The 25,795-nt window shown below is 59.7% G+C and carries 18 protein-coding genes; 8 read left to right on the top strand and 10 right to left on the bottom strand.

Annotation, left to right across the window (positions count from 1 at the left end):
* Positions 1–16: 16 nt before the first annotated feature.
* Positions 17–2,719: a DUF4118 domain-containing protein gene (locus N434_RS12630; protein ID WP_110758354.1), complete on the top strand. Its 2,703-nt coding sequence runs from the start codon at positions 17–19 to the stop codon at positions 2,717–2,719.
* Positions 2,720–2,779: 60 nt separating this feature from the next.
* Entirely contained in the window at positions 2,780–3,469 is a 690-nt protein-coding gene (locus tag N434_RS12625; RefSeq protein WP_065117352.1) for a response regulator transcription factor, read from the top strand.
* A gap of 33 nt (positions 3,470–3,502) precedes the next feature.
* Here N434_RS12625 and N434_RS12620 read toward each other — a convergent pair whose 3' ends face one another.
* Positions 3,503–4,555: a threonine aldolase family protein gene (locus N434_RS12620; RefSeq protein WP_110758119.1), complete on the bottom strand. Its 1,053-nt coding sequence runs from the start codon at positions 4,553–4,555 to the stop codon at positions 3,503–3,505.
* Between the two features lie 80 nt (positions 4,556–4,635).
* Between N434_RS12620 and N434_RS25490 the strand changes: the two genes are divergently transcribed.
* The 3 genes from N434_RS25490 (at position 4,636) to N434_RS12610 (ending at position 11,308) form a co-directional block, all read left to right on the top strand.
* Positions 4,636–4,929 (top strand): hypothetical protein, encoded by a 294-nt coding sequence (locus N434_RS25490; RefSeq protein ID WP_146227647.1) that lies wholly within the window; start codon positions 4,636–4,638, stop codon positions 4,927–4,929.
* On the top strand, positions 4,926–9,671 hold the full coding sequence (gene gltB / locus N434_RS12615) for a glutamate synthase large subunit (RefSeq protein ID WP_110758117.1): 4,746 nt from the start codon (positions 4,926–4,928) through the stop codon (positions 9,669–9,671). The genes N434_RS25490 and gltB overlap by 4 nt, the downstream gene beginning before the upstream one ends.
* A gap of 182 nt (positions 9,672–9,853) precedes the next feature.
* On the top strand, positions 9,854–11,308 hold the full coding sequence (locus tag N434_RS12610) for a glutamate synthase subunit beta (RefSeq protein ID WP_003519554.1): 1,455 nt from the start codon (positions 9,854–9,856) through the stop codon (positions 11,306–11,308).
* 201 nt (positions 11,309–11,509) lie between these two features.
* Here the strand turns inward: N434_RS12610 and N434_RS12605 are convergent, their stop codons facing one another.
* From N434_RS12605 to N434_RS12590, 4 genes are all read right to left on the bottom strand, one after another.
* On the bottom strand, positions 11,510–12,865 hold the full coding sequence (locus tag N434_RS12605; protein ID WP_065117355.1) for a sensor histidine kinase: 1,356 nt from the start codon (positions 12,863–12,865) through the stop codon (positions 11,510–11,512).
* Positions 12,862–13,536 carry a response regulator transcription factor gene (locus tag N434_RS12600; protein WP_065117356.1) on the bottom strand — a complete coding sequence of 225 codons (675 nt, stop codon included), beginning with the start codon at positions 13,534–13,536 and terminating at the stop codon, positions 12,862–12,864. The genes N434_RS12605 and N434_RS12600 overlap by 4 nt, the downstream gene beginning before the upstream one ends.
* A gap of 204 nt (positions 13,537–13,740) precedes the next feature.
* Positions 13,741–14,976 carry an SGNH/GDSL hydrolase family protein gene (locus tag N434_RS12595; RefSeq protein WP_110758352.1) on the bottom strand — a complete coding sequence of 412 codons (1,236 nt, stop codon included), beginning with the start codon at positions 14,974–14,976 and terminating at the stop codon, positions 13,741–13,743.
* 64 nt (positions 14,977–15,040) lie between these two features.
* Positions 15,041–16,264, bottom strand: a complete 1,224-nt coding sequence (locus N434_RS12590; RefSeq protein WP_110758351.1) for a lytic murein transglycosylase — start codon at positions 16,262–16,264, stop codon at positions 15,041–15,043.
* A 195-nt stretch (positions 16,265–16,459) separates the two neighbouring features.
* Between N434_RS12590 and galU the strand changes: the two genes are divergently transcribed.
* Positions 16,460–17,347, top strand: a complete 888-nt coding sequence (galU, locus tag N434_RS12585) for a UTP--glucose-1-phosphate uridylyltransferase GalU (protein WP_065117358.1) — start codon at positions 16,460–16,462, stop codon at positions 17,345–17,347.
* Positions 17,348–17,403: 56 nt separating this feature from the next.
* Here the strand turns inward: galU and uppP are convergent, their stop codons facing one another.
* The gene (gene uppP / locus N434_RS12580; protein WP_110758115.1) at positions 17,404–18,906 is read right to left on the bottom strand and encodes a polysaccharide biosynthesis protein UppP; all 1,503 of its coding nucleotides are present in this window, start codon (positions 18,904–18,906) and stop codon (positions 17,404–17,406) included.
* A 420-nt stretch (positions 18,907–19,326) separates the two neighbouring features.
* Here uppP and N434_RS12570 point away from each other — a divergent pair, with 420 nt between their 5' ends.
* Positions 19,327–19,692, top strand: coding sequence for a PAS domain-containing protein (locus N434_RS12570; protein WP_065117360.1), 366 nt, complete (start codon positions 19,327–19,329; stop codon positions 19,690–19,692).
* Between the two features lie 60 nt (positions 19,693–19,752).
* Positions 19,753–20,748, top strand: coding sequence for a KpsF/GutQ family sugar-phosphate isomerase (locus N434_RS12565; RefSeq protein WP_110758114.1), 996 nt, complete (start codon positions 19,753–19,755; stop codon positions 20,746–20,748).
* A gap of 15 nt (positions 20,749–20,763) precedes the next feature.
* Here the strand turns inward: N434_RS12565 and N434_RS12560 are convergent, their stop codons facing one another.
* The 4 genes from N434_RS12560 to N434_RS12545 form a co-directional block, all read right to left on the bottom strand.
* Positions 20,764–21,228: an NfeD family protein gene (locus N434_RS12560; protein WP_065117362.1), complete on the bottom strand. Its 465-nt coding sequence runs from the start codon at positions 21,226–21,228 to the stop codon at positions 20,764–20,766.
* A gap of 2 nt (positions 21,229–21,230) precedes the next feature.
* A complete protein-coding gene (locus N434_RS12555; protein WP_065117363.1) occupies positions 21,231–22,271 on the bottom strand; it encodes an SPFH domain-containing protein in 1,041 nt (346 codons plus the stop codon).
* A 59-nt stretch (positions 22,272–22,330) separates the two neighbouring features.
* Positions 22,331–23,365, bottom strand: a complete 1,035-nt coding sequence (hemH, locus tag N434_RS12550) for a ferrochelatase (protein ID WP_110758112.1) — start codon at positions 23,363–23,365, stop codon at positions 22,331–22,333.
* A gap of 350 nt (positions 23,366–23,715) precedes the next feature.
* Positions 23,716–25,629 carry a 5'-nucleotidase C-terminal domain-containing protein gene (locus N434_RS12545; protein ID WP_110758110.1) on the bottom strand — a complete coding sequence of 638 codons (1,914 nt, stop codon included), beginning with the start codon at positions 25,627–25,629 and terminating at the stop codon, positions 23,716–23,718.
* Positions 25,630–25,795: the final 166 nt, after the last annotated feature.

The following is a 25,795-nucleotide window of genomic DNA, read 5'->3' as shown; positions in this document are numbered from 1 at the left end:
ACCACTGGTGGGTTATATGCCTGACGATATCAGTAATATGCCGAGCCGACCGTCGCCCGATGCGCTGCTGGAAAACGCCCGGCGCGAGGCACGGGGCCGGCTGAAGATTTTTTTAGGCGCAGCCCCCGGCGTCGGCAAGACCTATGAAATGCTGATGTCCGGCCGTGCGAAGCTTGCGGATGGCGTCGACACCATCATCGGCGTCGTGGAAACCCATGGCCGCCGCGAAACCGAGGCGCTGGTCGAAGGGCTGGAGGTGGTCGCCCGCAAGCGCATTGATTATCGCGGTCAGATGCTGGACGAGATGGATCTCGATGCCATTCTTGCCCGCCGCCCCGCTCTGGTGCTGGTCGATGAGCTTGCCCATACCAATGCCGCCGGCAGCCGCCACCCCAAGCGCTATATGGATGTTCAGGAAATCCTCGCGCAGGGCATTGATGTCTATACGACGCTGAACATCCAGCATGTCGAAAGCCTGAATGATGTGGTGGCGCAGATCACCCGCATCCGCGTGCGGGAAACGGTGCCTGACAGCATCATCGACAGGGCGGACGATGTCGAGATCATCGATATCACCCCCGATGATCTGCTGAAACGCCTGCAGGATGGCAAGGTCTACATGCCCCGCACCGCGCGGCGTGCCATCGAGAATTATTTTTCGCGCGGCAACCTGACGGCGCTGCGCGAACTTGCATTACGGCGCACGGCGCAACGGGTGGACGAGCAATTGCTCAACCACATGCAGTCGCACGCCATTTCCGGACCATGGGCCGCTGGAGACCGGGTTCTGGTCTGCCTCGACCATGGCGGCAACGGCCCGGGCCTGGTGCGTTATGCCCGAAGGCAGGCAGACCGGCTGCGCGCGCCGTGGACGGCGCTGCATCTCGATACGCCGCGTTCGCAGCAATTGTCGGAGGCGGAGAAGGACCGGCTAGCGGGCACCATGCGGCTTGCCGAGAAGCTGGGCGGCGAGACGGTGACCCTGCCGGCACTTGATCTGACACGCGAGATCATCGCTTATGCCAACGCCAATAATTTCACTCACATCATCATCGGCCGTCCGAAAAAGAACTGGTGGCAGCGCCTGTTCCAGCGCTCGCTCACCCATGAACTGATCGATCATGCGGGTGATATCAGCGTTCACGTCATCTCCGGCGACAAGACGGCGGAAAAGCCGGCGCAGACGGTGAAGCAGGCGTCCTCGCGCCGTGGTAATCGCATCAAGGCCTATCTCAGCAGCACGCTGCTGGTGGCGGTGGCCATTGTCGTCGGCATCGGGCTTGACCAGATGCTCGATGTCCGGAATCTGGCGCTGGTGTTCCTGATGGCGGTTCTGGCGGCCGCCGTGCGCGGTGGGCTGGGGCCGGCACTTTATGCCTCGCTGCTTGGCGCCTTCGCCTTCAATTTCTTCTTTCTGGAGCCACGCTATACGCTGACGGTAAGCGCGCCGGACAGCGTCGTGGCGCTGCTGTTTTATTTCGGGGTGGCATTGGTCGCCTCCAATCTTGCGGTTGCCGTGCAGCGGCAGGCGGCCTCGGCGCGGGCGAGGGCACGCACCACGGAGGACCTCTATCTGTTCTCCAGAAAACTGGCGGGCACGGGTACGCTGGACGATGTGTTATGGGCCACCGCTTACCAGATGGCGTCGATGCTGAAGGTGCGCGTGGTTCTGCTTTTGCCGGAGAACAATACGATCACCGTCAAGGCGGGTTATCCGCCGGATGATACGCTGGCGGATGCCGATATCGCTGCCGCGCAATGGGCATGGGAGCATAACAAGCCCACGGGCCGCGGTGCGGATACGCTGCCGGGTGCCAAGCGCCTTTATCTGCCATTGCGCACCGGCAGCGGTGCGATCGGCGTGGTGGGGCTGGATGACGACCGGGTCGGCCCGCTTTTGACGCCCGAACAGCAGCGGCTCTTCGATGCGCTGGCCGATCAGGCGGCCCTTGCCGTTGAACGTATCCAGCTTGTCTCGGATGTCGACCGGGCAAGGCTTGCGGCGGAAACCGACCGGCTGCGCACCGCGCTCCTTACCTCCATTTCCCATGACCTGAAAACGCCGCTTGCGGCCATTCTGGGTTCGGCCGGAACGCTTAAGGATTTTGCCGAGGATATCCCGCCCGATGCGCGCGCCGAGCTGCTGTCGACAATCGTTGAGGAATCCGAACGGCTGAACCGCTTCATTTCCAATCTTCTCGATATGACGAGGATCGGCTCGGGCGCGATGGAGCCGAATTACGGGTTGCATTTTCTGGGGGACATGGTCGGTACGGCGCTGTCTCGTGCGGCGAAAATCGTCGTCCGGCACGAGATCGTTCTGGATATTCCCTCCGATCTGCCGATGCTGAAGGTCGATCCGGTACTGTTCGAGCAGGTTCTGTTCAATCTCATCGATAATGCCGCCAAATACGCTCCAGAACAGACGGCCATCGAGATCAGAGGATGGCGGCAGGGCAGACATGTCTTTCTGTCCGTCATCGACGAGGGGCCGGGCATTCCCCCGGACGATACGGAGCGGGTGTTCGACAGCTTCTACCGGGTACGCAAGGCGGACCATGTGCAGGCCGGAACGGGGCTTGGCCTGTCCATCTGCAAGGGTTTCATCGAGGCCATGGGCGGGTCGATCCGCGCGGAGAACAGGCCGGGTCGCAGCGGCGCGCAATTTACCATAGGTCTGCCCGTCCCCGCTGATACGCCGGTGCTGGATCATGATTAAGGCGCTATTGCCGGCAACAGGTGATGATGCGCCGCGCCATGCCGTTGAAGGAGATCGGGAATGACCAATGCCGCCGTCCGCATTCTGATCGTCGACGATGAACCGCCGATCCGCAAGCTTTTGCGGGTGGGGCTGTCGACGCAGGGATATGCGGTGAGCGAGGCCATGAATGCGAAGGTGGCGATGGAGCTTGTCGAGCAGGACAAGCCCGATCTCGTCGTTCTCGATCTGGGCCTGCCTGACATGTCGGGGCATGATCTGCTGGCGAAATGGCGCGGCGAAGGACTGGCGCTGCCGGTGATCATTCTCTCCAGCCGCACGGATGAGGCGGGTATCGTCAAGGCACTGGAACTGGGGGCGGATGATTACATCAGCAAGCCCTTCGGCATGAACGAGCTTGTCGCCCGCATTCGCGTGGCCCTTCGCCACCGCCTGCAGAGCCAGGGGGAAAGACCGGTATTTCAGACCGGCGATCTTTCGGTCGATCTTGTCCGGCGCATCGTCAAGGTGGAGGACCGGGAGGTGAAACTCTCGCCCAAGGAGTATGATATTCTGCGGGTTCTGGTGCAGCATGCGGGCAAGGTGCTGACGCACCGATTTTTACTTGAGCATGCGTGGGACGAGTTGACCGACGTGCAATATTTGCGGGTCTATGTGCGCCAGCTCCGCCAGAAGATCGAAAAAATCCCGGACCAGCCGCGTTATATCCTGACGGAAACCGGTGTCGGTTACCGGCTGCAGGAGGTTTGAGGGCGCCGTTATGGGACGCCCTCAAATGTTGTGTCAGACAGAGGCGCAGATCGACAGGAATTCGTCCACGTCGGCCTCGGTCGTCGCAAAGCTGGTGACCATGCGGATCAGCACTTCGTCTTTGCCGACCTTTTCCGGCATGTCGCGCGGCTCCAGCCAGTCATAGAACTTCGCACCCTTGGCCGTTGCGGCTTCGGCGGCTGCCTTCGGCAGAATGGCGAACACTTCGTTGGCTTGTGTCGGCCAGGCAAGGCGGGCGCTGTTGAGCGAGCCGAAGCCGGCGCGCAGCCGGTTGGCCATGGCATTGGCATGGCTGGCGAGACCGAGCCACAGATCGTCCTGCAGATAGGCTTCGAACTGCGCGGCGATGAAACGCGATTTCGAAAAAAGCTGGGCGGTGCGCTTGCGCAGGAAGGAGAAGTCCCGGGCGAGCGAAGGATCGAAAAACACGATCGCTTCCGCGCACCAGCAGCCGTTTTTCGTGCCGCCGAAAGACAGGACGTCGACGCCGCGTTTCCAGGTCATTTCAGCGGGCGTGGTGCCAAGTGCGGCAAGCGCATTGGCAAAACGTGCGCCATCCATATGCAGTGGCAGGCCGTTGTCCTTGGCGATCCTGGCGATGGCGTCGATTTCATCGAGCGTATAGACCGTGCCGGCCTCGGTTGCCTGCGTCATGGTGATGGCGGCGGCGCGGCCATGGTGAACGGCATCCTGCGGATAACGCGCGATGCGTTCGATCAGATTTTCCGGCAGCATCTTGCCGTTTGGACCTTCGACGGCGACCATGCGCATGCCGCTGAAGAAGTCAGGCGCGCCGCATTCATCCTCGATCACATGCGCTTCGGAATGACAGAAGGTCAGGCCGCCGGCGCGGGCGATGCTGGCCAGCGAAAGCGAATTGGCCGCCGTGCCGGTGGCGACGAAAAACACCGCGACCTCGCGCTCGAATATCTCGTTGAAACGTTTTTCGATGGAGAGATCGAGTTCGCTGGTGCCGTAAGCGGCGGCAAAGCGGGTGGATTCCCGTGAAAGCCGCTCATTGACGGCCGGATGGGCGCCAGCCCAATTGTCTGAAGCAAAAAACATCTCTGAAGGCTTTCCGATAGCTGAGGTTCTGGGTTGGGCTGCGTGAAGCGGTGGTCGCAAAAGTTCTAGGACCTAACCTTGTGATTGGCAAATCCGGCAATGAAAGCAATGGCTCTGCCTGTTTTGCGACAAGAAAGTTTCGCGCAATAGGTCAGTATCGAAACTTCGCTGCCATCAACCTCTTTACTAATTGGATTCGCACCCTTGCCAATTCCGCCCATTTCTGCCAAAATCCTCAGGAATTGAGACAGCTTTGCTGTCCTAAATTTGATCCAGCCGGCCTGAGTGCGGATTTTGCGGGAAGCGAAAATTCGTGTCGAGCCGGATCTTCGCATGAAACCGTGCAAGTAATTTTGCAGGAGGGACAAAAATGACGAACAAGCCGCAGGCGGAAATCGCCGCCGCAACCCTGACCACAGACTGTCCCACCGCGGCTGCGGCCGCACCCGTTTCTGCGAAGGCGCGTTTCGCGGGCGGTTTGCCGGAAAGGCAGGGTCTTTACGATCCGGCCAATGAACATGATGCCTGCGGCGTCGGCTTCGTTGCCCATATGAAGGGTCAGAAGTCGCACCAGATCGTCAAGGACGGCCTGTTCATCCTCGAAAACCTCACGCATCGTGGCGCCGTTGGCGCCGATCCGCTGATGGGCGATGGTGCCGGCATTCTCGTGCAGATCCCCGACCGTTTCTTCCGCGAGGAAATGGCGGCGCAGGGCGTGACGCTGCCAAAGGCCGGCGAATATGCTGTCGGCCACATTTTCATGCCGCGCGATCCGGCCCGCATCGAGCACTACAAGAAGGTCATCGTCGACGTGATCGGTGAAGAGGGACAGCAGTTTCTCGGTTTCCGCGACGTGCCCGTCGACAATGCCTCGCTCTCCAAGGCGCCGGACATTGCAGCGACCGAACCGCACCATGTTCAGGTCTTCATCGGCGCCGGTCGCGAGGCCGCGACCAATCCCGATTTCGAGCGCAAGCTGTTCCTGATCCGCAAGGTGCTCTCCAACCGTATCTATGATGAGGGTGGCGGCAAGGAAACGCAGGATTTCTACCCCGTTTCGCTGTCGTCCTCGACCATCGTCTACAAGGGCATGTTCCTCGCCTATCAGGTGGGCGCCTATTACAAGGACTTGTCGGATCCGCGTTTCGAATCCGCTGTCGCCCTCGTGCACCAGCGCTTCTCGACCAACACCTTCCCGTCCTGGAAGCTGGCGCATCCCTACCGAATGGTCGCCCATAACGGCGAAATCAACACGCTGCGTGGCAACGTCAACTGGATGGCGGCGCGTCAGGCGTCGGTGTCCTCGGTGCTGTTCGGCGACGACATTTCCAAGCTCTGGCCGATTTCCTATGAAGGCCAGTCGGATACCGCCTGCTTCGACAACGCGCTCGAATTCCTCGTGCGCGGTGGTTATTCCATGGCCCATGCCGTGATGATGCTGATCCCGGAGGCCTGGGCCGGCAACCAGTCCATGTCCGCCGAACGCAAGGCCTTCTACGAATATCACGCAGCGCTGATGGAGCCGTGGGACGGCCCGGCAGCCGTCGCCTTCACCGATGGCAAGCAGATCGGCGCGACGCTCGACCGCAACGGCCTGCGTCCGGCGCGTTATCTCGTCACCGATGACGACCGCATCATCATGGCGTCGGAAGCCGGCACGCTGCCGGTGCCGGAAGAGCGCATCGTCAAGAAGTGGCGCCTGCAGCCCGGCAAGATGCTGCTGATCGATATGGAAAAGGGCTCCATTGTTTCCGACGAGGAAGTGAAGCACGAGCTTGCCGCCAAGCACCCTTACCGCACCTGGCTCGACCGCACGCAGCTTATCCTTGAAGAGCTGAAGCCGGTGGAACCGCGTGCGCTGCGCCGCGACGTGTCGCTGCTCGACCGCCAGCAGGCCTTCGGCTACACCAGCGAAGATACCAAGCTGCTGATGTCTCCGATGGCGACGACCGGCCAGGAAGCCATCGGCTCCATGGGCACCGATACGCCGATCTCGGCCATGTCGGACAAGTCGAAGCTGCTCTACACCTATTTCAAGCAGAACTTCGCGCAGGTGACGAACCCGCCGATCGACCCGATCCGCGAAGAGCTTGTGATGAGCCTCGTGTCCTTCATCGGTCCGCGCCCGAACATTCTCGATCACGAAGGTGCTGCCCGCGCCAAGCGTCTGGAAGTGCGCCAGCCGATCCTGACCAATGGCGATCTGGAAAAGATCCGCTCCATCGGCCACACGGAAGACCGTTTCGACACCAAGACGCTCGACTTTACCTATGATGTCGAGCGCGGCGCCGAAGGTATGCCCGAGATGCTTGAGCGCCTGTGCGAGCGTGCGGAATCGGCCGTCCGCGGCGGTTACAACATCATCGTTCTCTCCGACCGCCAGCTCGGCCCGGACCGCATTGCGATCCCCGCCCTTCTGGCGACGGCCGCCGTGCACCATCACCTGATCCGCAAGGGTCTGCGCACCTCGGTCGGTCTCGTGGTGGAAACCGGCGAGCCGCGCGAAATCCACCATTTCTGCCTGCTGGCCGGTTATGGTGCCGAGGCGATCAACCCCTATCTCGCCTTCGATACGCTGCTCGACATGCATAAGCACGGCGCCTTCCCGAAGGAGGTGTCCGACGACGAAGTCGTCTATCGCTACATCAAGGCGGTTGGTAAGGGCATCCTCAAGGTCATGTCCAAGATGGGCATTTCCACCTACCAGTCCTATTGCGGCGCCCAGATTTTCGACGCCATCGGCCTTTCCTCGGAGTTCGTCGAGAAGTATTTCTTCGGCACCGCCACCTCCATCGAAGGTGTCGGCCTGACGGAGATTGCCGAAGAAACCGTAACCCGCCACACGGCTGCCTTCGGCAAGGACCCGATCCTTGCCAACACGCTCGATATCGGCGGCGAATATGCCTATCGCATGCGCGGCGAAAGCCACGCCTGGACGCCGGATGCGGTTGCCTCGCTGCAACATGCGGTGCGCGGCAACAGCCAGGATCGCTACCGCGAATTCGCCGGCATGGTGAATGAGACGGCGCTGCGCATGAACACCATTCGCGGCCTGTTCAAGGTCAGGTCGGCGGAAGCGCTCGGCCGCAAGCCGGTTTCCATCGACGATGTCGAGCCGGCAGCTGAAATCGTCAAACGCTTCTCGACAGGTGCCATGTCCTTCGGCTCGATCAGCCGCGAGGCGCACACCACGCTTGCGATTGCCATGAACCGTATCGGCGGCAAGTCCAACACGGGTGAGGGCGGCGAAGAATCCGACCGTTACATGCCGCTTCTGAACGGCAAGCCGAACCCCGAGCGCTCCGCCATCAAGCAGATCGCTTCCGGACGCTTCGGTGTGACGACGGAATATCTCGTCAATGCCGACATGCTGCAGATCAAGGTGGCGCAAGGTGCAAAGCCCGGCGAAGGCGGCCAGCTGCCCGGCCACAAGGTGGATGCGACGGTTGCCAAAACCCGTCACTCCACGCCGGGCGTCGGCCTCATCTCGCCGCCGCCGCATCACGATATCTATTCCATCGAAGATCTGGCGCAGCTGATCTACGATTTGAAGAACGTCAACCCGGAAGCCGATGTTTCGGTGAAGCTGGTGTCGGAAGTCGGCGTCGGCACGGTTGCTGCCGGTGTTGCCAAGGCGCGCGCCGACCATATCACCGTTTCCGGTTTTGATGGCGGCACCGGCGCTTCGCCGCTCACCTCGCTGAAGCACGCTGGTTCCCCATGGGAAATCGGTCTTGCCGAAACCCAGCAGACACTGGTGCTGAACGGCCTTCGCTCGCGCGTTGCCCTGCAGGTGGATGGTGGTCTGAAAACCGGCCGCGACGTCATCATCGGCGCGCTGCTCGGTGCGGATGAATTCGGCTTTGCCACAGCACCGCTGATTGCGGCGGGCTGCATCATGATGCGCAAGTGCCATCTCAATACCTGCCCGGTGGGCGTTGCCACGCAGGACCCGGTTCTGCGCAAGCGCTTCAAGGGCACGCCGGAACATGTCATCAACTATTTCTTCTTCGTGGCCGAAGAAGTGCGCGAAATCCTTGCCTCGCTTGGCGTCACCAAGCTGGACGAGATCATCGGCGCTTCTGAGCTGCTCGAAAAGGATGAGATGCTGGCGCACTGGAAGGCCAAGGGGCTGGATTTCAGCCGCATCTTCCACAAGGTCGAGGCACCCAAGGAAGCGACCTTCTGGACCGAGCGCCAGAAGCACCCGATCGATGACATTCTCGACCGCAAGCTGATCGAGAAGTCGCTGCCGTCGCTCGAAAACCGCGAGCCCGTGGTCTTCGAAGTGCCGATCAAGAACGTCGACCGTTCCGCTGGCGCCATGCTGTCGGGTGCGCTTGCCAAGCGCTGGGGTCACAAGGGCCTGAAGGACGATACGATCCACGTCACCCTCAAGGGCACGGCGGGCCAGTCCTTCGGCGCATTCCTCGCCCGTGGCATCACCTTCGATCTGGTGGGTGACGGCAACGACTATGTCGGCAAGGGCCTTTCGGGTGGCCGCATCATCGTGCGCCCGCCGGAAAACACCCGTATCGTGGCGGAAAACTCGATCATTGTCGGTAATACCGTACTTTACGGCGCAATCACCGGCGAGTGCTATTTCCGTGGCGTGGCTGGCGAGCGTTTCGCGGTGCGCAACTCCGGCGCGGTCGCGGTTGTCGAAGGTGTCGGCGACCACGGTTGCGAATATATGACCGGCGGCATCGTCGTTGTTCTGGGTGAAACGGGCCGCAACTTCGCAGCCGGCATGTCCGGCGGCGTGGCTTATGTTCTCGACGAGAAGGGCGATTTCGCCACCCGCTGCAACATGGCCATGGTCGAGCTGGAGCCGGTTCCGGAAGAGGACGATATGCTGGAGAAGCTGCACCATCACGGCGGCGACCTCATGCACAAGGGACGCGTGGACGTTTCCGAGGACATGACGCGCCACGACGAGGAGCGCCTTTACCAGTTGATCTCCAACCACTTCCATTACACGAACTCGTCGCGCGCCAAGGATATACTCGACCGCTGGAGCGAGTTCCGTCCGAAGTTCCGCAAGGTCATGCCGGTGGAATACCGCCGTGCGCTTGAGGAAATGGAGCGCATGCGCATGGGCGTGGCGGCGGAGTAATCCGCCGCGTGAGGACACTACACCAACTGGTCTCGCTGATAATCGCGGTCGCCGTTCCCACGGTGATCTATTGGACGAGCGGCGAGACCGGATTTGAGTTCATCGTATTGGGGGCGGCTTTTGGTTTCGCCACCCGGTACTGGGGCCCGACAGGCGCTCCGCTTTGATGTGAGGACATAAACGTGGGCAAGGTTACAGGTTTTCTGGAGATCGACCGGCAGGTGGGCAAGTATCAGCCCGCATCGGATCGTATCCGCCATTTCCGCGAATTCACCATTCCGATGTCGGATGCCGAAGTGCAGAAGCAGGCGGCGCGCTGCATGGATTGCGGCATTCCCTACTGTCATGGCCCGACCGGCTGTCCCGTGCACAACCAGATCCCCGACTGGAACGATCTGGTCTATAACAACAATTGGGAGGAGGCGATCCGCAATCTGCACTCCACCAACAACTTCCCGGAATTCACCGGTCGCGTCTGTCCCGCGCCCTGCGAGGAGGCTTGCACGCTGAACCTTGAGGATGCGCCGGTCGCCATCAAGACGGTTGAGCAGGCCATCGCCGACAAGGCCTATGAGCTGGGCTTCATCGTGCCGAAGCCGGCGACGATCCACACCGGCAAGAAGGTCGCCATCATCGGTTCTGGCCCGTCCGGCATGGCGGCGGCGCAGCAGCTTGGCCGCGCCGGCCACGAGGTTCATGTCTATGAGCGTGAATCCAAGCCAGGCGGCCTGCTGCGTTACGGTATCCCCGACTTCAAGATGGAGAAGAACTTCATCGATCGCCGCGTTGAACAGATCAAGGGCGAAGGCGTCACCTTCCATTGCGGCGTCAATGTCGGCGTCGATGTAACGGTCGAGGCGCTTCTGGCCGACCACGATGCCGTGCTTTATTGCGGCGGTTCGGAAACCCCGCGCCCGGCCGGTATCGGCGGCGCCGATCTGCATGGCGTTTACGATGCCATGCCCTATCTCGTGCAGCAGAACCGCCGCGTCGGTCGTGAAAACATCGACAGTGTCGGCTGGCCTGCCGATCCTATTCTCGCCGGCGGCAAGCATGTCGTCGTGGTCGGCGGCGGCGATACCGCATCCGACTGCGTCGGTACAGCCTTCCGTCAGGGTGCGGTGAAAGTCACGCAGCTCGACATCCGCCCGATGCCGCCGGAAAAGGAAGACAAGCTGGCGGTCTGGCCTTTCTGGGCAACCAAGATGCGCACCTCGTCCTCGCAGGCCGAAGGCGCCATCCGCGAGTTTCAGGTGGCGACGCTCGAATTCGTTGGCGAAGACGGTGTGTTGACCGGTGTGAAGTGCTGTCAGGTGGATGACCGCCGCAAGCCGATCGCCGGCACGGAATTCATCATCAAGGCGGATCTCGCCTTCATCGCCATCGGTTTCTCCGGCCCCTTCACGGATAGCGTGCTGAAGGAAATGGACGGTAAGCTGACGCTCAACACCGACCGCCGCGGCTCCACCAACGTGATCGCCAATGAAACGGACTATAAAACCTCGGTCGACAAGCTGTGGGCGGCGGGTGACGTGCGCCGTGGCCAGTCGCTGGTGGTCTGGGCCATCCGCGAAGGCCGCCAGGCTGCGCGTGCAATCGACGAGGCACTGATGGGCGCGACCGTATTGCCGCGCTGACGGCGGTTGAGGCGGCGCAAGCCACACGAACCGGAACAAGGGGCCTGTTGTGCGGACACAACAGGCCCCTTGTCTGACTGGACGACCAGAAATGCGATTGAGGGTGTTGCATTCATGGGGACGGGCGAAATATCGCGCCCGCGAATTGCAACGGCATTACGGCTTTCCCGAAAAGCAGCTTTGCCGGCAGGCGACAGATGCTCAGCAATAGGGAAGGCTGATGCGGAAACAGGCGCCGCCGGTAGAGGAATCACTGATGGCGATCTCGCCCTTATGGTAGCGAATGATTTCCTGAACGAGATTGAGACCAAGCCCGGTGCCACGGTCCTTCGGTCTCAGCCGGTGGAACGCGTCGAACACCAGTTCCCTGTCTTCTTCGGGAATTCCGTTGCCTTCATCGGATATGTCTATCACCCGGTTCGCGGCGACTTTTACAGTGATCGTTCCGCGATTGCCGCCATGTTCGATGGCATTCTGCACGATATTCATAAGGGCACGCTGCAGCGAGGCGTCGTCCGCAAGGGCGAGAATAGGTTCCTCTTCCGGCTCGAAAGAGAGATTATATCCCTGAGAGATGGCAAGCGGCGCCATATCCGCCACAACCGACCTGCACAGGCCGACGAGATCAAGCGGAACGAGGGGGGCCTTCTGCCCGCCGAGGCGCTGCAGATCGAGCAATTGTTCCGCCAGCACGGCGATGCGGCTGGCATCGGCCAATATCCTGTTTCGTGATGGGCCTTCCAATAGCGTTTCAACGCGGGTCTGGAGGATGGCGACGGGAGTTCGCAATTCATGGGCGGCGTCGAGAATGAAGCGCTTGTGCCGCTCGTAACCATCGTCGAGCCGTTTCAGCGCGCCGTTGACGGCGTGCACCAGCGGCTGCACTTCTCTTGGAATATCGCCATCCGGCAACCGGTATCCGCGCTTGTCGATATCGATCGTTTCCGCCGTGCGGGCGATGGCGGACAGGGGGAGGAATTCCCTGCGGATGATCCAGGGAATGGTGATGATCGTGACGAGAGACATGATGAAGAGGATCGGCATGATCAGGATGTTGGAAAACAGCAATACCGGAAATGTCATGCTGAAGGGCCCGCCCTTGCCGATCATGGCGAATTCGCCTACCGGCCCGGAAACACGGCGGACGATGGCGATGCGCACGACGGCAAGATAGGAATAGGACAATGCCGCATCGCGTATGTCGGAGAGCCTGACGTCGCTGAGTTGCTGATCCATGTTGCTGAAGGCTTCCGGTACCTGGCCGCCCTGTATGATTTCCCCCGCTTCGCTGACGGCAACGAACCAGAAATCGGGCGTGGTGTTGCGCAACTCGGCGTACTCATTCGTTTCCTTCAGGACCAGCCGGCCATTTTCGTCCCGCACGAGCGCGTTGGCGGTGATCTGGGCTGCCTGCGGGCTGAGCAGCGCGCTGCCTGCGCCACCGCTCGACAGATAGGCGACAAAGGCGGCGCTGACGATGAAAAGGCTGCCGATCTGGAAGAGCAGCAGCTGAATGGTCAGGCGGCGCTTGAGCGATTTTCTCTTCGCCGGCTTCATGCTGCCGCCCTCAGAAGATAACCGACGCCCCGGATGCCGTGAACTTCGACACCCGCATCCGCTGCCGCCAGTTTGCGGCGCAGACGGGAAATATGGGAATCGAGTGCGTTGGACTGGATTTCATCATCGAAATTATAAACGGCTTCCTCAAGCAGCGAGCGCAGCACCGTTCTGCCCTGCCGCCGCAGGAGCGCCTCGAGGATAAGCAGCTCGCGTCTCGTCAGGGCAAGAAATTCGCCGGCGATGCGGACCTCACGGGTTTCGAAGCAAAATTCCAGCTTGCCCAGTTTCGCCGTCATCGTCACGGCACTGGCCGGTCGTCGCATCAGGGCGCGGATACGGGCGAGTAGTTCCTCCACGGCGAAGGGCTTGGCCAGATAGTCGTCGGCGCCGAGGTTCAGTCCCTTTACCCGGTCGGCAAGCGCGCCCTGCGCCGTCAAAACGATGACGGGCGGGGTGACGGGCAGGAGACGCAGATCCTCTATAAGCTGGATACCGTCGCCATCGGGCAATTGCCGGTCCAGTACCACAAGGTCGTGAACGCCATCCATGATGGCATGGCGGGCAAGGTCGAGCGTGCCGACATTATCCACAATGATATCGAACCGGTGGAGCGCGGCGGACAGGGCTGCTGCCATTTCGCGTTCATCTTCAACAAGCAGCAGGCGCATGAATTGGTCTCGGCAGGGTCCTGGCGCACCTCCCCGGAGCGGGAGTGCGTGAGATGAAATGACGGCTTCGTTGAGGTGACGAAGAAATATCGCCATACGGAAACGCGGTTAAAGACCGCATTCCCGCAGAGCTTCACTCATCCTGCCATTTTCGGATTGCCTAAACATTACGCCTCTCCCGTCTGCAACGCAGGCAAGAAGCGACTATTGCCGAGCCTGCGCGGTATCCGGGACGATGCGATAGTCGTCGATACGGCCCGCCGGCGCATCGGCCATTTCGCCGCGCTTCGTCAGTCGCTCGCGCGGCGATTCAACCACCGAGACGCGTGTAGGCCCGGCAGTCAAAGGGGCGTCGCCCAGCAGCTTGTCGCCGCCATCGAGATTGGGATCGGTCAGGCTGATTGGCTGCGTGCGAACCTGCCCGGCGTCGATGCCGAGTGCCGGCAGCGAGGTGAGCGCCGGCAGGTTGCTGCCGTCCAGTTTCACAAGATCCGGGCCTGCGCTATCCAGATGTCTGCGCACGAATTTCTCGACGTAAAAAGCAAGCTTGCGTTTGCCGGCCTGCGTCATGCCGATGCCGTCCGCCTCACGCAGGCGGGCCTGCTGGCCGTTCATGTCATAACCGGTGATGACGAATTTCCCGCCTTCATCGACGAAACCGTCCCACACATCCACGAATTCACCGCCATATTTTTCGACATGGCTGCGATAAAGCCGGTTGAAGCCGACGAGATCGGCCGTGAGAGAGGGGGACTGGAAGGCGGGCAGACCAACCCAGAGCAGCGGTACTTTCGGGCGGCCCGCAAGGGTCAGAAGTTCATCGATCCGCCGTTCATATTCCTTGAACCAGACGTCAGTGCCGAATTTTTCCCTGACATCGCCGATCTGCATCTGCTGGCGGTCGTTCGATCCCATCATGATGACGATGGTGGCCGGATTGGTCTCGGTTATGAATTGCGGCAGATTGGCGAACCAGTCGTAATAATCCGTGCGGACGAGGCCGGAAGAACCGTTCGCACGTACATCAACGGCGATTGCCGGCGAACTGGCGAAGGCATTGACCAGCTCCTCCCCCATGCCGCCGGCGAGGAAATCACCGATAACGAGAACGCGTCTTGCATTTTCAAGCTTGGCGGCGGGTTCCGGTTTTGCGGTTCGCATCTGTACGACCGACGGCGCTTTTCGGGCGGGTTGCGGGCGTGTGACGGATCTTTCGCGCGGCGCGGCCGGAAAATCCCGTCGGTTGCGGGGCTGGTATTCGCGGCCGGAGGCGCCATCGCGGCCCACCGGCTTGCCAAACAGCATCTCAAACAGGGTGCGACGCTGTTCCTGGGCAAAGGTCTCGGATGGAATGAGAGGCACGCAGAGGGCAGCGGAAAGAATGACGGCGCTAACGCGCCAGCCTGCTTTAACACGCTTCACCTGAGGCTTCGTACTCATGACATCGACCTTTCCGGGTGGCTCGGCGGCATTGGTGGAAGCCGCCGAATTTGCCGGCATATTATCAATTGCGCAGGGCTCTGAGCAATCGCTGCGACGGCTGGCCGTCATTTTCCATGCCCATGCGGGACTGGATGGCGCTGATGGCGGCTTTCGAACCGGAGCCGAAATTGCCGTCAATCTCGCCGTCGTAATAACCGAGTTCCTTCATGCGGGTCTGGAGTTCGAATTTTTCACGAATGTCCAGCGTGCCGTCCGGGCGCGGCCATTTCTGCTGCATGCCACCATAACCGGCGATCTCATCCGCAAGCAGGCCGACGGCCAAGGCATAGCTGTCGGATGCGTTGTATTTCTTGATGGTGAAGAAGTTCTTCATCATCAGGAAGCCGGGACCGTTTGCCCCGCCCTGCATTTTCAGCATGGCGCGGTCGGAACCGCGGGTGAAGTTCTTACCGTTCGGACGGGTGAAGCCGAGCTTTGCCCATTCCGAAATGGTCTTCGTCTGGCCTTCATAGCGGGCGCCGCCACGCGGCACGGCGGTTTCATAACCCCAGGTCCGGCCGGGTTCCCAGCCGTTCTTGGAAAGAAGATTGGCAGCGGTTGCCAGCGCGTCGGGAACTGAGTGCCAGATGTCGCGCTTGCCGTTGCCATCCGCATCCACCGCGTAAAGCAGGTAGCTTGTCGGAATGAATTGGGTGTGACCCATCGCCCCGGCCCAGGAGCCCGTCAGCTGCTTCGGCGTCACATCGCCCGCCTGGAGAATCTTGAGCGCGGCGATCAGCTGCGTGCGCGCGAATTTGGCGCGCTTGGGATCGGAATAGGCGAGCGTGGCCAGCGCCTGCGGAATATTGTGCAGTCGCTCCGGCTTTTCGAGAACCGCGCCGTAATTGGATTCCATCGACCAGATCGCGAGAATGATGTGTTTGTCGACATTGAAGTTGCGCTCGATCCAGTTGAGGGTCGTCGCATGCTTCATCTTCATCTCACGGCCGATCCGCACCGTGTAAGGGTTGACGCGGGAATCGAGATAATCCCAGATCTGCGTGGTGAATTCCGGCTGGAAGGTCGCCTTGCGCAGCGCGTCCGGGTCCGGTTCGCTGACGCCGGCGAAGGCCTTCTGGTAGGTCGCCTTGCTAATGCCTTCTTTCGCGGCTGTTGCGTAGAACTGGTTGATCCACTGTCTGAATCCGGCATCGGCATGGGCCGAAACGGGTGTCAGCGAGATCACCAGACCTGCAACCATCATGCAGCCGAATTTGCGGACATCTGAAAGGATCATCTTTGTCATCGTCAGTCTTTCGTTCTCTCGAATGTCATTTCGATTGCGAAAACGCATCGGGCGTCATCATGGATAACAAAAGAACGTCAACAAATTCTTTACCATTAATAGATGGTAGCGTCACCCTTTACAAAACGTTGTTATTTTTGAAATAACAACAGCGTGCGGGGATTGTGATCAAGTTTTATCTCTCAGGAGGGATATGTGGTAGAACAGAAGAAAATTCGGAAGGCCGTATTTCCGGTCGCGGGCCTCGGCACCCGTTTCCTGCCCGCAACCAAGGCGGTTCCGAAAGAAATGCTCACCGTCGTCGACAAGCCGGTCATTCAATACGTCGTCGATGAGGCGGCGGAAGCAGGCATTGAGCATTTTGTATTTGTCACTGGCCGCGGCAAGGCGGTGATCGAAGATTATTTTGATATTCAATTTGAACTCGAACAGATGCTGCGTGAGCGCAACAAGAATGCCGAGCTGACATTGCTGGCCGGCCTTCTGCCCAAAGCGGGTACGGCAAGCTTCACACGCCAGCAGGTGCCGCTCGGTCTTGGCCATGCGGTCTGGTGCGCGCGCGATATCGTCGGCGATGAACCTTTCGCCGTGCTTTTGCCCGACATGATCATGCATTCGCAGAAAAGCTGCCTGAAGGGCATGGTCGAACTCTACGACCAGACCGCCGGCAATGTCATCGCGGTGCAGGAGTGCGCTCCCGACCAGACACATAAATACGGTATCGTCGGTGTTGGCGATGCGGTCGGCGAAGGTTTCAAGATCACCGAAATGGTCGAAAAGCCGGCCAAGGGGACGGCACCGTCGAATTTCTATATCAACGGCCGTTACATCCTTCAGCCCGAGATTTTCGATATTCTTGAAAATCAGGAACGCGGTGCCGGCAACGAAATCCAGCTGACGGATGGCATGCTGACGCTTGCCAAGTCGCAGGAATTCTCCGGCTATCATTTCCGTGGCCAGACCTTCGATTGCGGCGCCAAGGATGGCTTCATCCTCGCAAACGTCGCCTTCGCCCTTGAGCGCGCCGATATCCGTCCGGCGATCGAAGAGCCGATCAAGACCCTGATCGACGGGTTGAAGTAATCGATACCAACAGCCAAAGAAATCCCGGCCTTCGTGCCGGGATTTTTGTTTGGCGATTATCGTTTGAGGACAAGTCCTGCGCCGACGCGGAATTCGCTGCTGTCATAGACCGGTGTCCACTGGTAGCTGACGTCCGCAGTCAGGTCGAGATAGCGGTTCAGTCCCCAGGTCAGTCCGGCGCCGGCCGTATATTCCACGGCGTTTTCCATGTCGGAGGAGGGGAATGTGCGATGCACGATCTGCCCTGTCAGTCGCGCCACCAGATTGCTGCGCAATTCGTGGGTCAGGCCGGCATCCAGCCGATAGGAAACCCAGCCGCCCTGCGGGCCGCCGGCAAAATCCTCAATCGTCGTGCGCAGGCCGAGATTGACATTCGTGCCGCGCTGGGGCGACCAGTTGAGTTCGCCATCCAGCGTCAGGGCGTCGATGGCGGCGAGACGGTCGTCATCATATTGTTTGCGCAGATAACCGATGGCGGCCTCGCCGCGAGTCTTCTCGCCCAGGTCGACTTCCGTCCCGATCTTGGCGCCATAGGAGTTGGAAGAACGGGCGTAACCCGAATTGTCGAGACGCCTGTCATATTTGGTTGTGCCAGCATTCAGCTCCAGGAAGGGGATGAGTGCCGGCGACAGTTCGTAGCCGATGCGTCCGCGCAGGTTCGCGCTGTTCTGGTCGCGGTCGCTAAGGCTGATCGGCCTTCCATCGAGACCTTTCGCATCCGTATAGACCGTGCGCGACAGATCGAGCGCCGCCAGCCCGCGAAGCCTGCCGAAATCCCGCTCTATCGACGCGCCGGTGGTGAAGCGATGTTCACCGCCCTGCACGGCAGCGCCAGTCAGGGCATTCGGGTCCGTTGTGTCTTCACGGCTGAATTCGTAGCCGGCCTTGAGGTTGGCCCTTGTCTCTTCACCGAGATCAAGACGCAGATCTGCCTCTATCCGCGCCCGTGGCTCTTCGCCATCCTTGTCGCCGCCGAAATTTCTTTCCCAGGCACCATCGCCGGTCACCGTCAGCGCGTGACGGGACCAGTCGCTTGTGAGCGTGCCGCGTATGCCCGTCGTCAGATAGTTGCGTCTTGAGGGACCGCCGGTATTTGTCTGTTTTTCCGTATTGATCGTCTGGCTGATCGAAGGCCGCAGCAGGAAGGTGCCGAGCCGGATGCCGGGGGTCTGGCCGGGTTCGGTGGCTATTCGGGGATTTTCACCGCCATCCACCGTCGGTTCATAGGGGTTCTCCGCGTCGGCATAGGCTTGACCCGCTTCGTCCTGCTGCTCGTAAATCGGGTCGCCGGGATTGTTCGAAGGACGCCAGAGTTGCGGCACGGGCGCAGGTGTCGCCTGCGCTGTGCCTGTGCTCGCGTCTGCGCCAGTGCCCGTCACCGCGGGGGCCGCAACGGTTCCGTCTCCGGCAGTCGTGGCGCCAGGCAATAACGGTGCAGCCGTGGTCGCCGTCTGCGCAAAAGCGCTTCCCGTGGCAGGGCAAAGAAGCGTGCAGGCAAGCAACAGGGTTGCTGCTTTCCGCGACGTCGGCAGACGTGTGGCGGCGCCCTTCACATTCATTCCTCTTCACCCGGCGAATTTGGCCGATGCCGGATCGAAACTCGCCGGATCATTTCTCTCCGGCCTCAAGAATGGGAGGCCGATGAAATGACGTAGGAGAATCTGGGACCAGACAGACGACGCACGTTTTAACATCGCTTTAACAATAGGTTTTTTATGGTTAACAGTTGATAAAGATCACCGGAGTTTCAGCACTTCGGCAGGCGCGGGAAAATCGGCGGATCTTGCAGTCACTTGCCGGGTTCGCATGTCTTTCAGCCGGATGACCGGGGAGAACATGCCGCAATGCAAAATATTTCTAATATGATAAGATTTAAACGTTTCAATTTGGCACGGAATCGCCCTATGATTTAAAGGAATTGGTTTTTCTATTGCTTGGCAAATCCTGTTGATTTTTATTTTGTGTGACAGCGTCGTTTCATGAATCCCGTTTTGAATATCAAGCAGGTCGGTTTTTATTGCTGGGATATTACCAACGACCGATTCTATCTGGATGAGGTCTGCGCTGAGCTTTTCGGTATTCCGCTAAAGCAGGCGATGCAGGGCATCAGCATTTTCAAGATGCTCGAAAAAGTGGACCTCGACCATCGAAACAATGTGATTGAGACCGCGTTGATCACCCTGAAGGCTGCCAGCTTCTACCATCAGGAATATGCCGTTCGCCGCGACGATGGTTCGGTGTCGTGGATAAGGACGGTCGGACGGTATCTGGTCGATGAAGAGAATATCCCCTTCAAGCGGCTGGGAACGATGGAGGAAATTTCTCCGCCGGACCTGCGGCACTAAAAAGCTGCGCTGTCTGGCTGCAGAGTGGACTTCTTCCGGATGAAAGAGTAACAGTCGGCCATGATTACGCGCGCCGTCAAACTGGTTGAAGACAATGCCATCGAATCCGCTGTGCGGACGATTTCGGTGGAGCGGGCTGGCCTTGCCGCGCTTGAGGATGCTTTGAGGAACGGACTTTCCGAGCCGTTTTGCAAGGCGATCGAGACCATCGGCCAGTCGAATGGCCGACTCATCATCACTGGCGTTGGAAAAAGCGGCCATATCGGTGCCAAGCTTGCTGCCACCTTCGCCTCCACGGGAACGCCTGCCTTTTTTGTGCATGCGGCCGAGGCAAATCACGGCGATCTGGGCATGATTGGCGGCGATGATGTGGTGCTGGCCATTTCAAAAGGCGGCGAAAGCGCGGAACTGCGCAGTATTATCAATTATTCGCGCCGTTTTTCCATTCCACTGATCGCACTGACCTGTTCGGAGACCTCATCTCTGGCGAAGGCCTCCGATATCGTGCTTCTGATTCCCAATGAACAGGAAGCCTGCCCGCTCGGCCTTGCACCCACGACCTCCACATTGATGCAGCTGGCGCTTGGCGATGCCCTAGCAGTCGCGCTTCTGGAGGCACGGAATTTCACCGCCGGCGATTTCAGGGTGTTTCATCCCGGCGGCAAGCTGGGTGCCAGCCTTACGCTGGTCGGCGATATCATGCATATCGGCGACCGCGTGCCTCTGGTCGCCAGGGGAACGGCCATGCCGGAAGCGGTCGGCGTTCTCGCTCGCAAACATTTTGGCTGCGTCGGCATTCTGGATGAGGATGGGCGTCTATGCGGCATCGTCACCGAGGGCGACATGGCGCGCAACCTGTCGCGCAACCTCGCCGAATTGACGGTGGATGACATCATGACCTCCACGCCGAAGACGGTCAAAAAATCGGTTCTGGCGACTAGTGCGCTGGCTACTCTTGAAAAGTTCCACATTGGCGCGCTGATCGTGGTCGATGATGATAACCGACCGATCGGGCTGGTGCATTTCCACGATCTGTTGAGAATTGGCGTGGCCTGAGGCCGGTTCGTCCTGTTATCGGTCTATCGGTTCGATCGTCAGCGTGCGGCCGCGTGCCGAAGAAATCCTGACGCGGGTTCCGGCGGGAAGGTCCTCGCCATTCACCGGCCACCACGTATCGTCCAGTCTTATGCGGCCACGCCCCTCGACAATCGGCTCCTGCAGGGTCGCGGTGCGGCCGACCAGACTTGCCTCCCGCTGGTTGAGGAACGGTTCATCGGAGGCGTCTCTGTTCCTGCCGAAATATTTACGGCCGAGCAGGGCAAATGCGACCGAGAGCGCGGCAAACAGAACCAGCTGCAATTGCCAGGCCCAATAGGCCGCATCCCATAAAAACAGCGAGAATGCCCCGATGACCAGCGCGGCAAGGCCGATCCAGATCAGGAAGACGCCCGGAGCGACGAGTTCGGCAGCCAGAAGCACGAAGCCGACAATCCACCAGCTCCATGGTCCCAGATCAGTGGCAAGCCGTTGCAGCATCGTTATTTCTCCGATGAAGAGCCGAAGGGATTGCCGGGAATGGTGACGTTGACCGTCTGACCGGAAGGTCGCGTGGGCGGCACAGAGCGGGACGGTGCGGGAGCGGACGGCGCGTCGCCCCTGTCGCCGAACACTTCTTTCGCAATCGTGCCGATGCCGCCGAGCGAGCCGATCAGCGCCGAGGCCTCCATCGGCATCAGCACGATCTTGGAATTCTTGGCGGTACCGATTTCTGCCAGCGCCTCGGTATATTTCTGCGCGACGAAATAGTTGATGGCGTGGACGTTGCCGGCGGCAATGGCCTCGGACACCATCCGGGTCGCGTTGGCTTCGGCTTCGGCGAGGCGCTCGCGCGCCTCGGCATCCCGGAATGCCGCCTCGCGCTGGCCTTCCGCTTCGAGAATGGCGGATTGCTTTGCGCCTTCCGCGCGCAGAATCTGGGCGTTGCGGGCACCTTCTGCCTCAAGCACCTGCGCGCGTTTTTCTCGCTCGGCCTTCATCTGCCGCGCCATGGAATCGACGAGGTCCTTCGGCGGGGCGATATCCTTGATCTCGATACGGGTGACCTTGATGCCCCATGGCCCCACGGCCTCATCCACCACGCGCAGAAGGCGATCATTGATGGCATCGCGGTTCGACAGCAACTCGTCGAGATCCATGGAGCCCATCACTGAACGGATGTTGGTCATGGTAAGGTTTTCGATTGCCATTTCCAGATTGGCGATCTGGTAAGCGGCCTGTGCGGCATTGAGCACCTGGTAGAAGGTGACGGCATCGGCGGAGACACTGGCGTTGTCACGGGTGATGACTTCCTGTGTCGGTATATGGAGCACCTGCTCCATTACATTCATTTTCGAGCCGATGCTTTCGAAAAACGGCACGATGAGGTTGAGGCCGGGCTCTAGCGTGCGGGTGTAACGTCCGAACCGTTCAACCGTGTAACGATGCCCCTGCGGCACGGTCTTGATGCCGGCAAACAGCACCAGAATAACCAGAACAACCGCCGCTATGACGACGATGTCGAAACCGCCCAATGCAATCATCACTTTCCCTCCAAGGATCGAAACTGTCGGGGATTTACCCTAACAACCTTATGGCAAGATTACACCCAGCCTTGCAACTCCCGTCTTACAACCTTTTCGAGAACGGTCATTCCCTCGGCGCTGTCGTTCAGACACGGAATATGGGTGAATTTCTCGCCGCCATTGTGCAGGAAGATTTCCCCGGCTTCACCGGCAATTTCCTCCAGTGTCTCAAGACAATCCGATACGAAGCCGGGATTCATCACCGCGATGCGCTTGATGCCCTCCGAGGCCAGCTTTTCCACGGTCTTGTCGGTATAGGGCTGCAGCCATTCTTCCGGTCCGAAACGCGACTGGAAGGTGATCATGAAATTCTTCTCGTTCAGCCCCAGCGCCTGTCGCAGCAGACGGGCGGTTTTCTGACAATGACAATAATAGGGATCGCCCTTTTGGAAGTATGACTGAGGAATGCCGTGGAAAGAGGTGATCAGCATCTCCGGTTCCCAGTCCAGCGTCGCCAGATGGTTTTTGACGGAAGCGGCGAGCGCGTCGATATAGGCCGGGTCGTCATGGTAGGGCGGTACGGTGCGCAACGCAGGCTGCCAGCGCAGCTTCATCAGATGTTCGAAAGCCTTGTCGTTCACGGTTGCCGTGGTCGATGCGGCATATTGCGGATAAAGCGGGAAAAGCAGGATTTTTTCGCAGCCCTGCTCCTTCAGCGCGTCGATTTTCGAGGCGATGGAGGGTTGGCCGTAGCGCATCGCCCAGTCGACGACGACATTGGGCAGATCCTTCAACGCTTCCGCCATCAGTTCGCCCTGGCTGCGCGTGTAGGTGCGCAGATAGCTTTCATTGTGCTCGTGGTTCCAGATTTCCTCATAGGCCTTGCCGACCTTTTGCGGGCGCTTGTTGAGGACAATGCCGTACAGGATTGGATACCAGTAGAGACGCGACCACTCGATCACGCGCTTGTCGCTCAGAAACTCCGCCAGATAACGGCGCATCGGCCAGTAGTCCGTCCCATCCGGCGTGCCAAGATTGACGAGCAGGACGCCAACCTTGCCAAATGTTATGCGGGGATGGTTTGCGGGGAGTGCGGATAGTTCTGTCGCCATGAATGACACCCTGAAACTCGGACTGGTTGCGCAGGAGCTTTCCCGTTTGAGATAAGGGGCGGAAAGGCTCCATCTTCTTTGTTTTCCGCATGTCGGGCGTAAACCGAAAGGCTTTTGCCAGAGATGCACGAGCTATACGCCCGTATCGTCGATTTGTTCACGTGTTCTAGACGAAATTTCTCAGGATTGAACCACCAGGGAAGGTGATTTCCCCGGTTCGCCGGCGGGGATGTCGCGCTTTGACAAAACACAGTCTGTAATGGCCTGTTTTAACAGGAAAAATAAGAAGCCGGCCCCCTGTTTGAAGGCCGGCTCCCGATCTGCGGCAAATTGCCCTGTCTCGTTAAACCTTATTGGGCCGGAAGCTCCAGCTCCTTGCCGATCTCGATATGGTTCGGGTGCTTCAGCGTGTTGGCTTTGGCGATCCGGGTCCAGAGAGCGCCGTCACCATATTTTTCCGCCGCGATCTTCCACAGCGAGTCGCCCTTCTCGACGATATATTTGCTGGCGGCTGCGGCTGCCGCAGCAGGCGCAGTTGTTGCCGGTGCGGTCGCAGCCGGTGCCGGAGCCGCAGTGGTGGCCGGGGCTGGCGCTGTCGCAGCCGGGGCGGGTGCTGCCGGTGCGGGCTGTTTTGCTGGCGCGACGTAATCCGCAGGGGTTACGTCGGTAATGCGTCCATCGATATTGGGCTTATAGGGGCTGTTGGCGCTGATATAGGCTGCAACCGCATCTTCGAGGCTGGGGCCGAAATCATAGGGATTGACCGCCTTGGTTGCGAAGACCTTGTAGCCATCACCGCCCGAGCGCATGTAGTTGTTGGAGACGACGCCGTAGGTCTTGTCGGGATCGAGCGGCACGAAGCCGTCACCCTCCTTGACTTCGACGGAAACGACACGGCTGCCGGCCGGCTTGGAACGGTCGAACGAATATTTGAGACCGGCGACCTGGGCAAAACGTCCTGCCCCTTCCTCGATCTGGCCCGCGCCGTTTTCAAGGGCGGCCACCACATCCGAACCTTTCAGCTGGAACGTGGCGATGGAGTTCTGGAACGGCAGAACCGTCAGGACTTCGCCCATCGTCACCGTGCCGGCATCGATGGAGGCGCGCAGACCGCCGCCATTCTGGATGGCGATGGTGATGCCCTGATCCTTGACGCGATCCAGCAGCGCGTCGGAAACGAGGTTGCCCATCGTGCATTCCTTGGCGCGGCATACTTCCCGCGATCCGTCGATGACGGTTTCCGAAGAGCCGATTTCCTTCTTCTTCATTTCCTCGAGCGGGCCGGCAAGTTCCGTCACGCGCTTGGTGAAGCCCTCGTCCGGCGTGACGGAGGCATCGAGAAGCTTCGGTGCGCCTTCGGCGGATTTGACGACGCCATTGTCATCGAAGGTTACGGTGATATCGCCGAGATATTTCGAATAGGCATAGGCCGTCACGATCGGGACATCGATCCCCGACGGGTTCTTGACGAGTGTGGGATAGGGGCCGGCAGCCTTGGGGTCGGTGCTGGAAAGCAGGGTGTGGCTATGGCCACCCACGATGACGTCGATACCGTCCACCGCCTGCGCTATTTCCTGATCCCTGACATAACCGACATGCGAAAGCAGCACGATCTTGTTGACGCCCTGATCCTGAATTTCTTTCACGGCACCTTTCAGATAGGTGACCTCGTCTTCGAAGCTGATCTTGTCGCCCGGCGACGAGGTTTCGTTGGTGTCGGTCGCAAGCACGGAAACCACGGCGACCTTCTCGCCACCCAGATCCTTGATAACATAACCCTTGTACTTATCCGCCAGAATGGAATCGGCCGCCGCCTTGGTGTTTCCGGAAATGATCGGGAACTTCAGTGCGTCGATGAATTTCAGCAGTTCTTCCGGGCCGTCATCGAATTCATGGTTGCCGATCGCCATGGCATCGAAGCCGATACCGTTCATGAACTCCGCCACCGGCCCGCTCTTGTACTGCGTGTAGAACAGGGAACCCTGGAACTGGTCGCCGGCATCGAGAACGAGGAGGTTGGCATCGCTGCCCAGTTCGCCGCGGCGCGCGTCGATCGCGCTCTTCACGCGGGCGATGCCGCCGAAGCATTCGTTCTTTTCCGTTTCGGCGGCAGAGCAGGTCGAATCGAATTTGTTGATCGTCTCGATGCGTGAGTGCAGGTCGTTGATGTGAAGAATGTTAAGTTTGTAGTCGGCCAGAGCGACTCCGGCTGAAAGCGTTATTGCGGAAACGCTCAGCATGCCCAGTCCCAAAATTCTTTTCATCGTCCCTCTCTCCTGTCCAGATCACAATCCGGGCCTGTTGATCATCGTCAGCCCGCAGTTCCCACTCAATCTCTAGTCCGAAAGTATGTCAGTCTTTCAAAGCGCGATGTTTCCATTTAGCGGCTATCGCCGCAAGCGAAATTATGACAGGTCCGCAACATAGAAA

This window comes from Rhizobium sp. UGM030330-04, assembly GCF_003208455.1.
In the GTDB taxonomy this organism is placed as follows: domain Bacteria; phylum Pseudomonadota; class Alphaproteobacteria; order Rhizobiales; family Rhizobiaceae; genus Agrobacterium; species Agrobacterium rhizogenes_A.
Note: the sequence above shows the minus strand (reverse complement) of the source record. Positions and strands in the feature narration are given on the sequence as shown.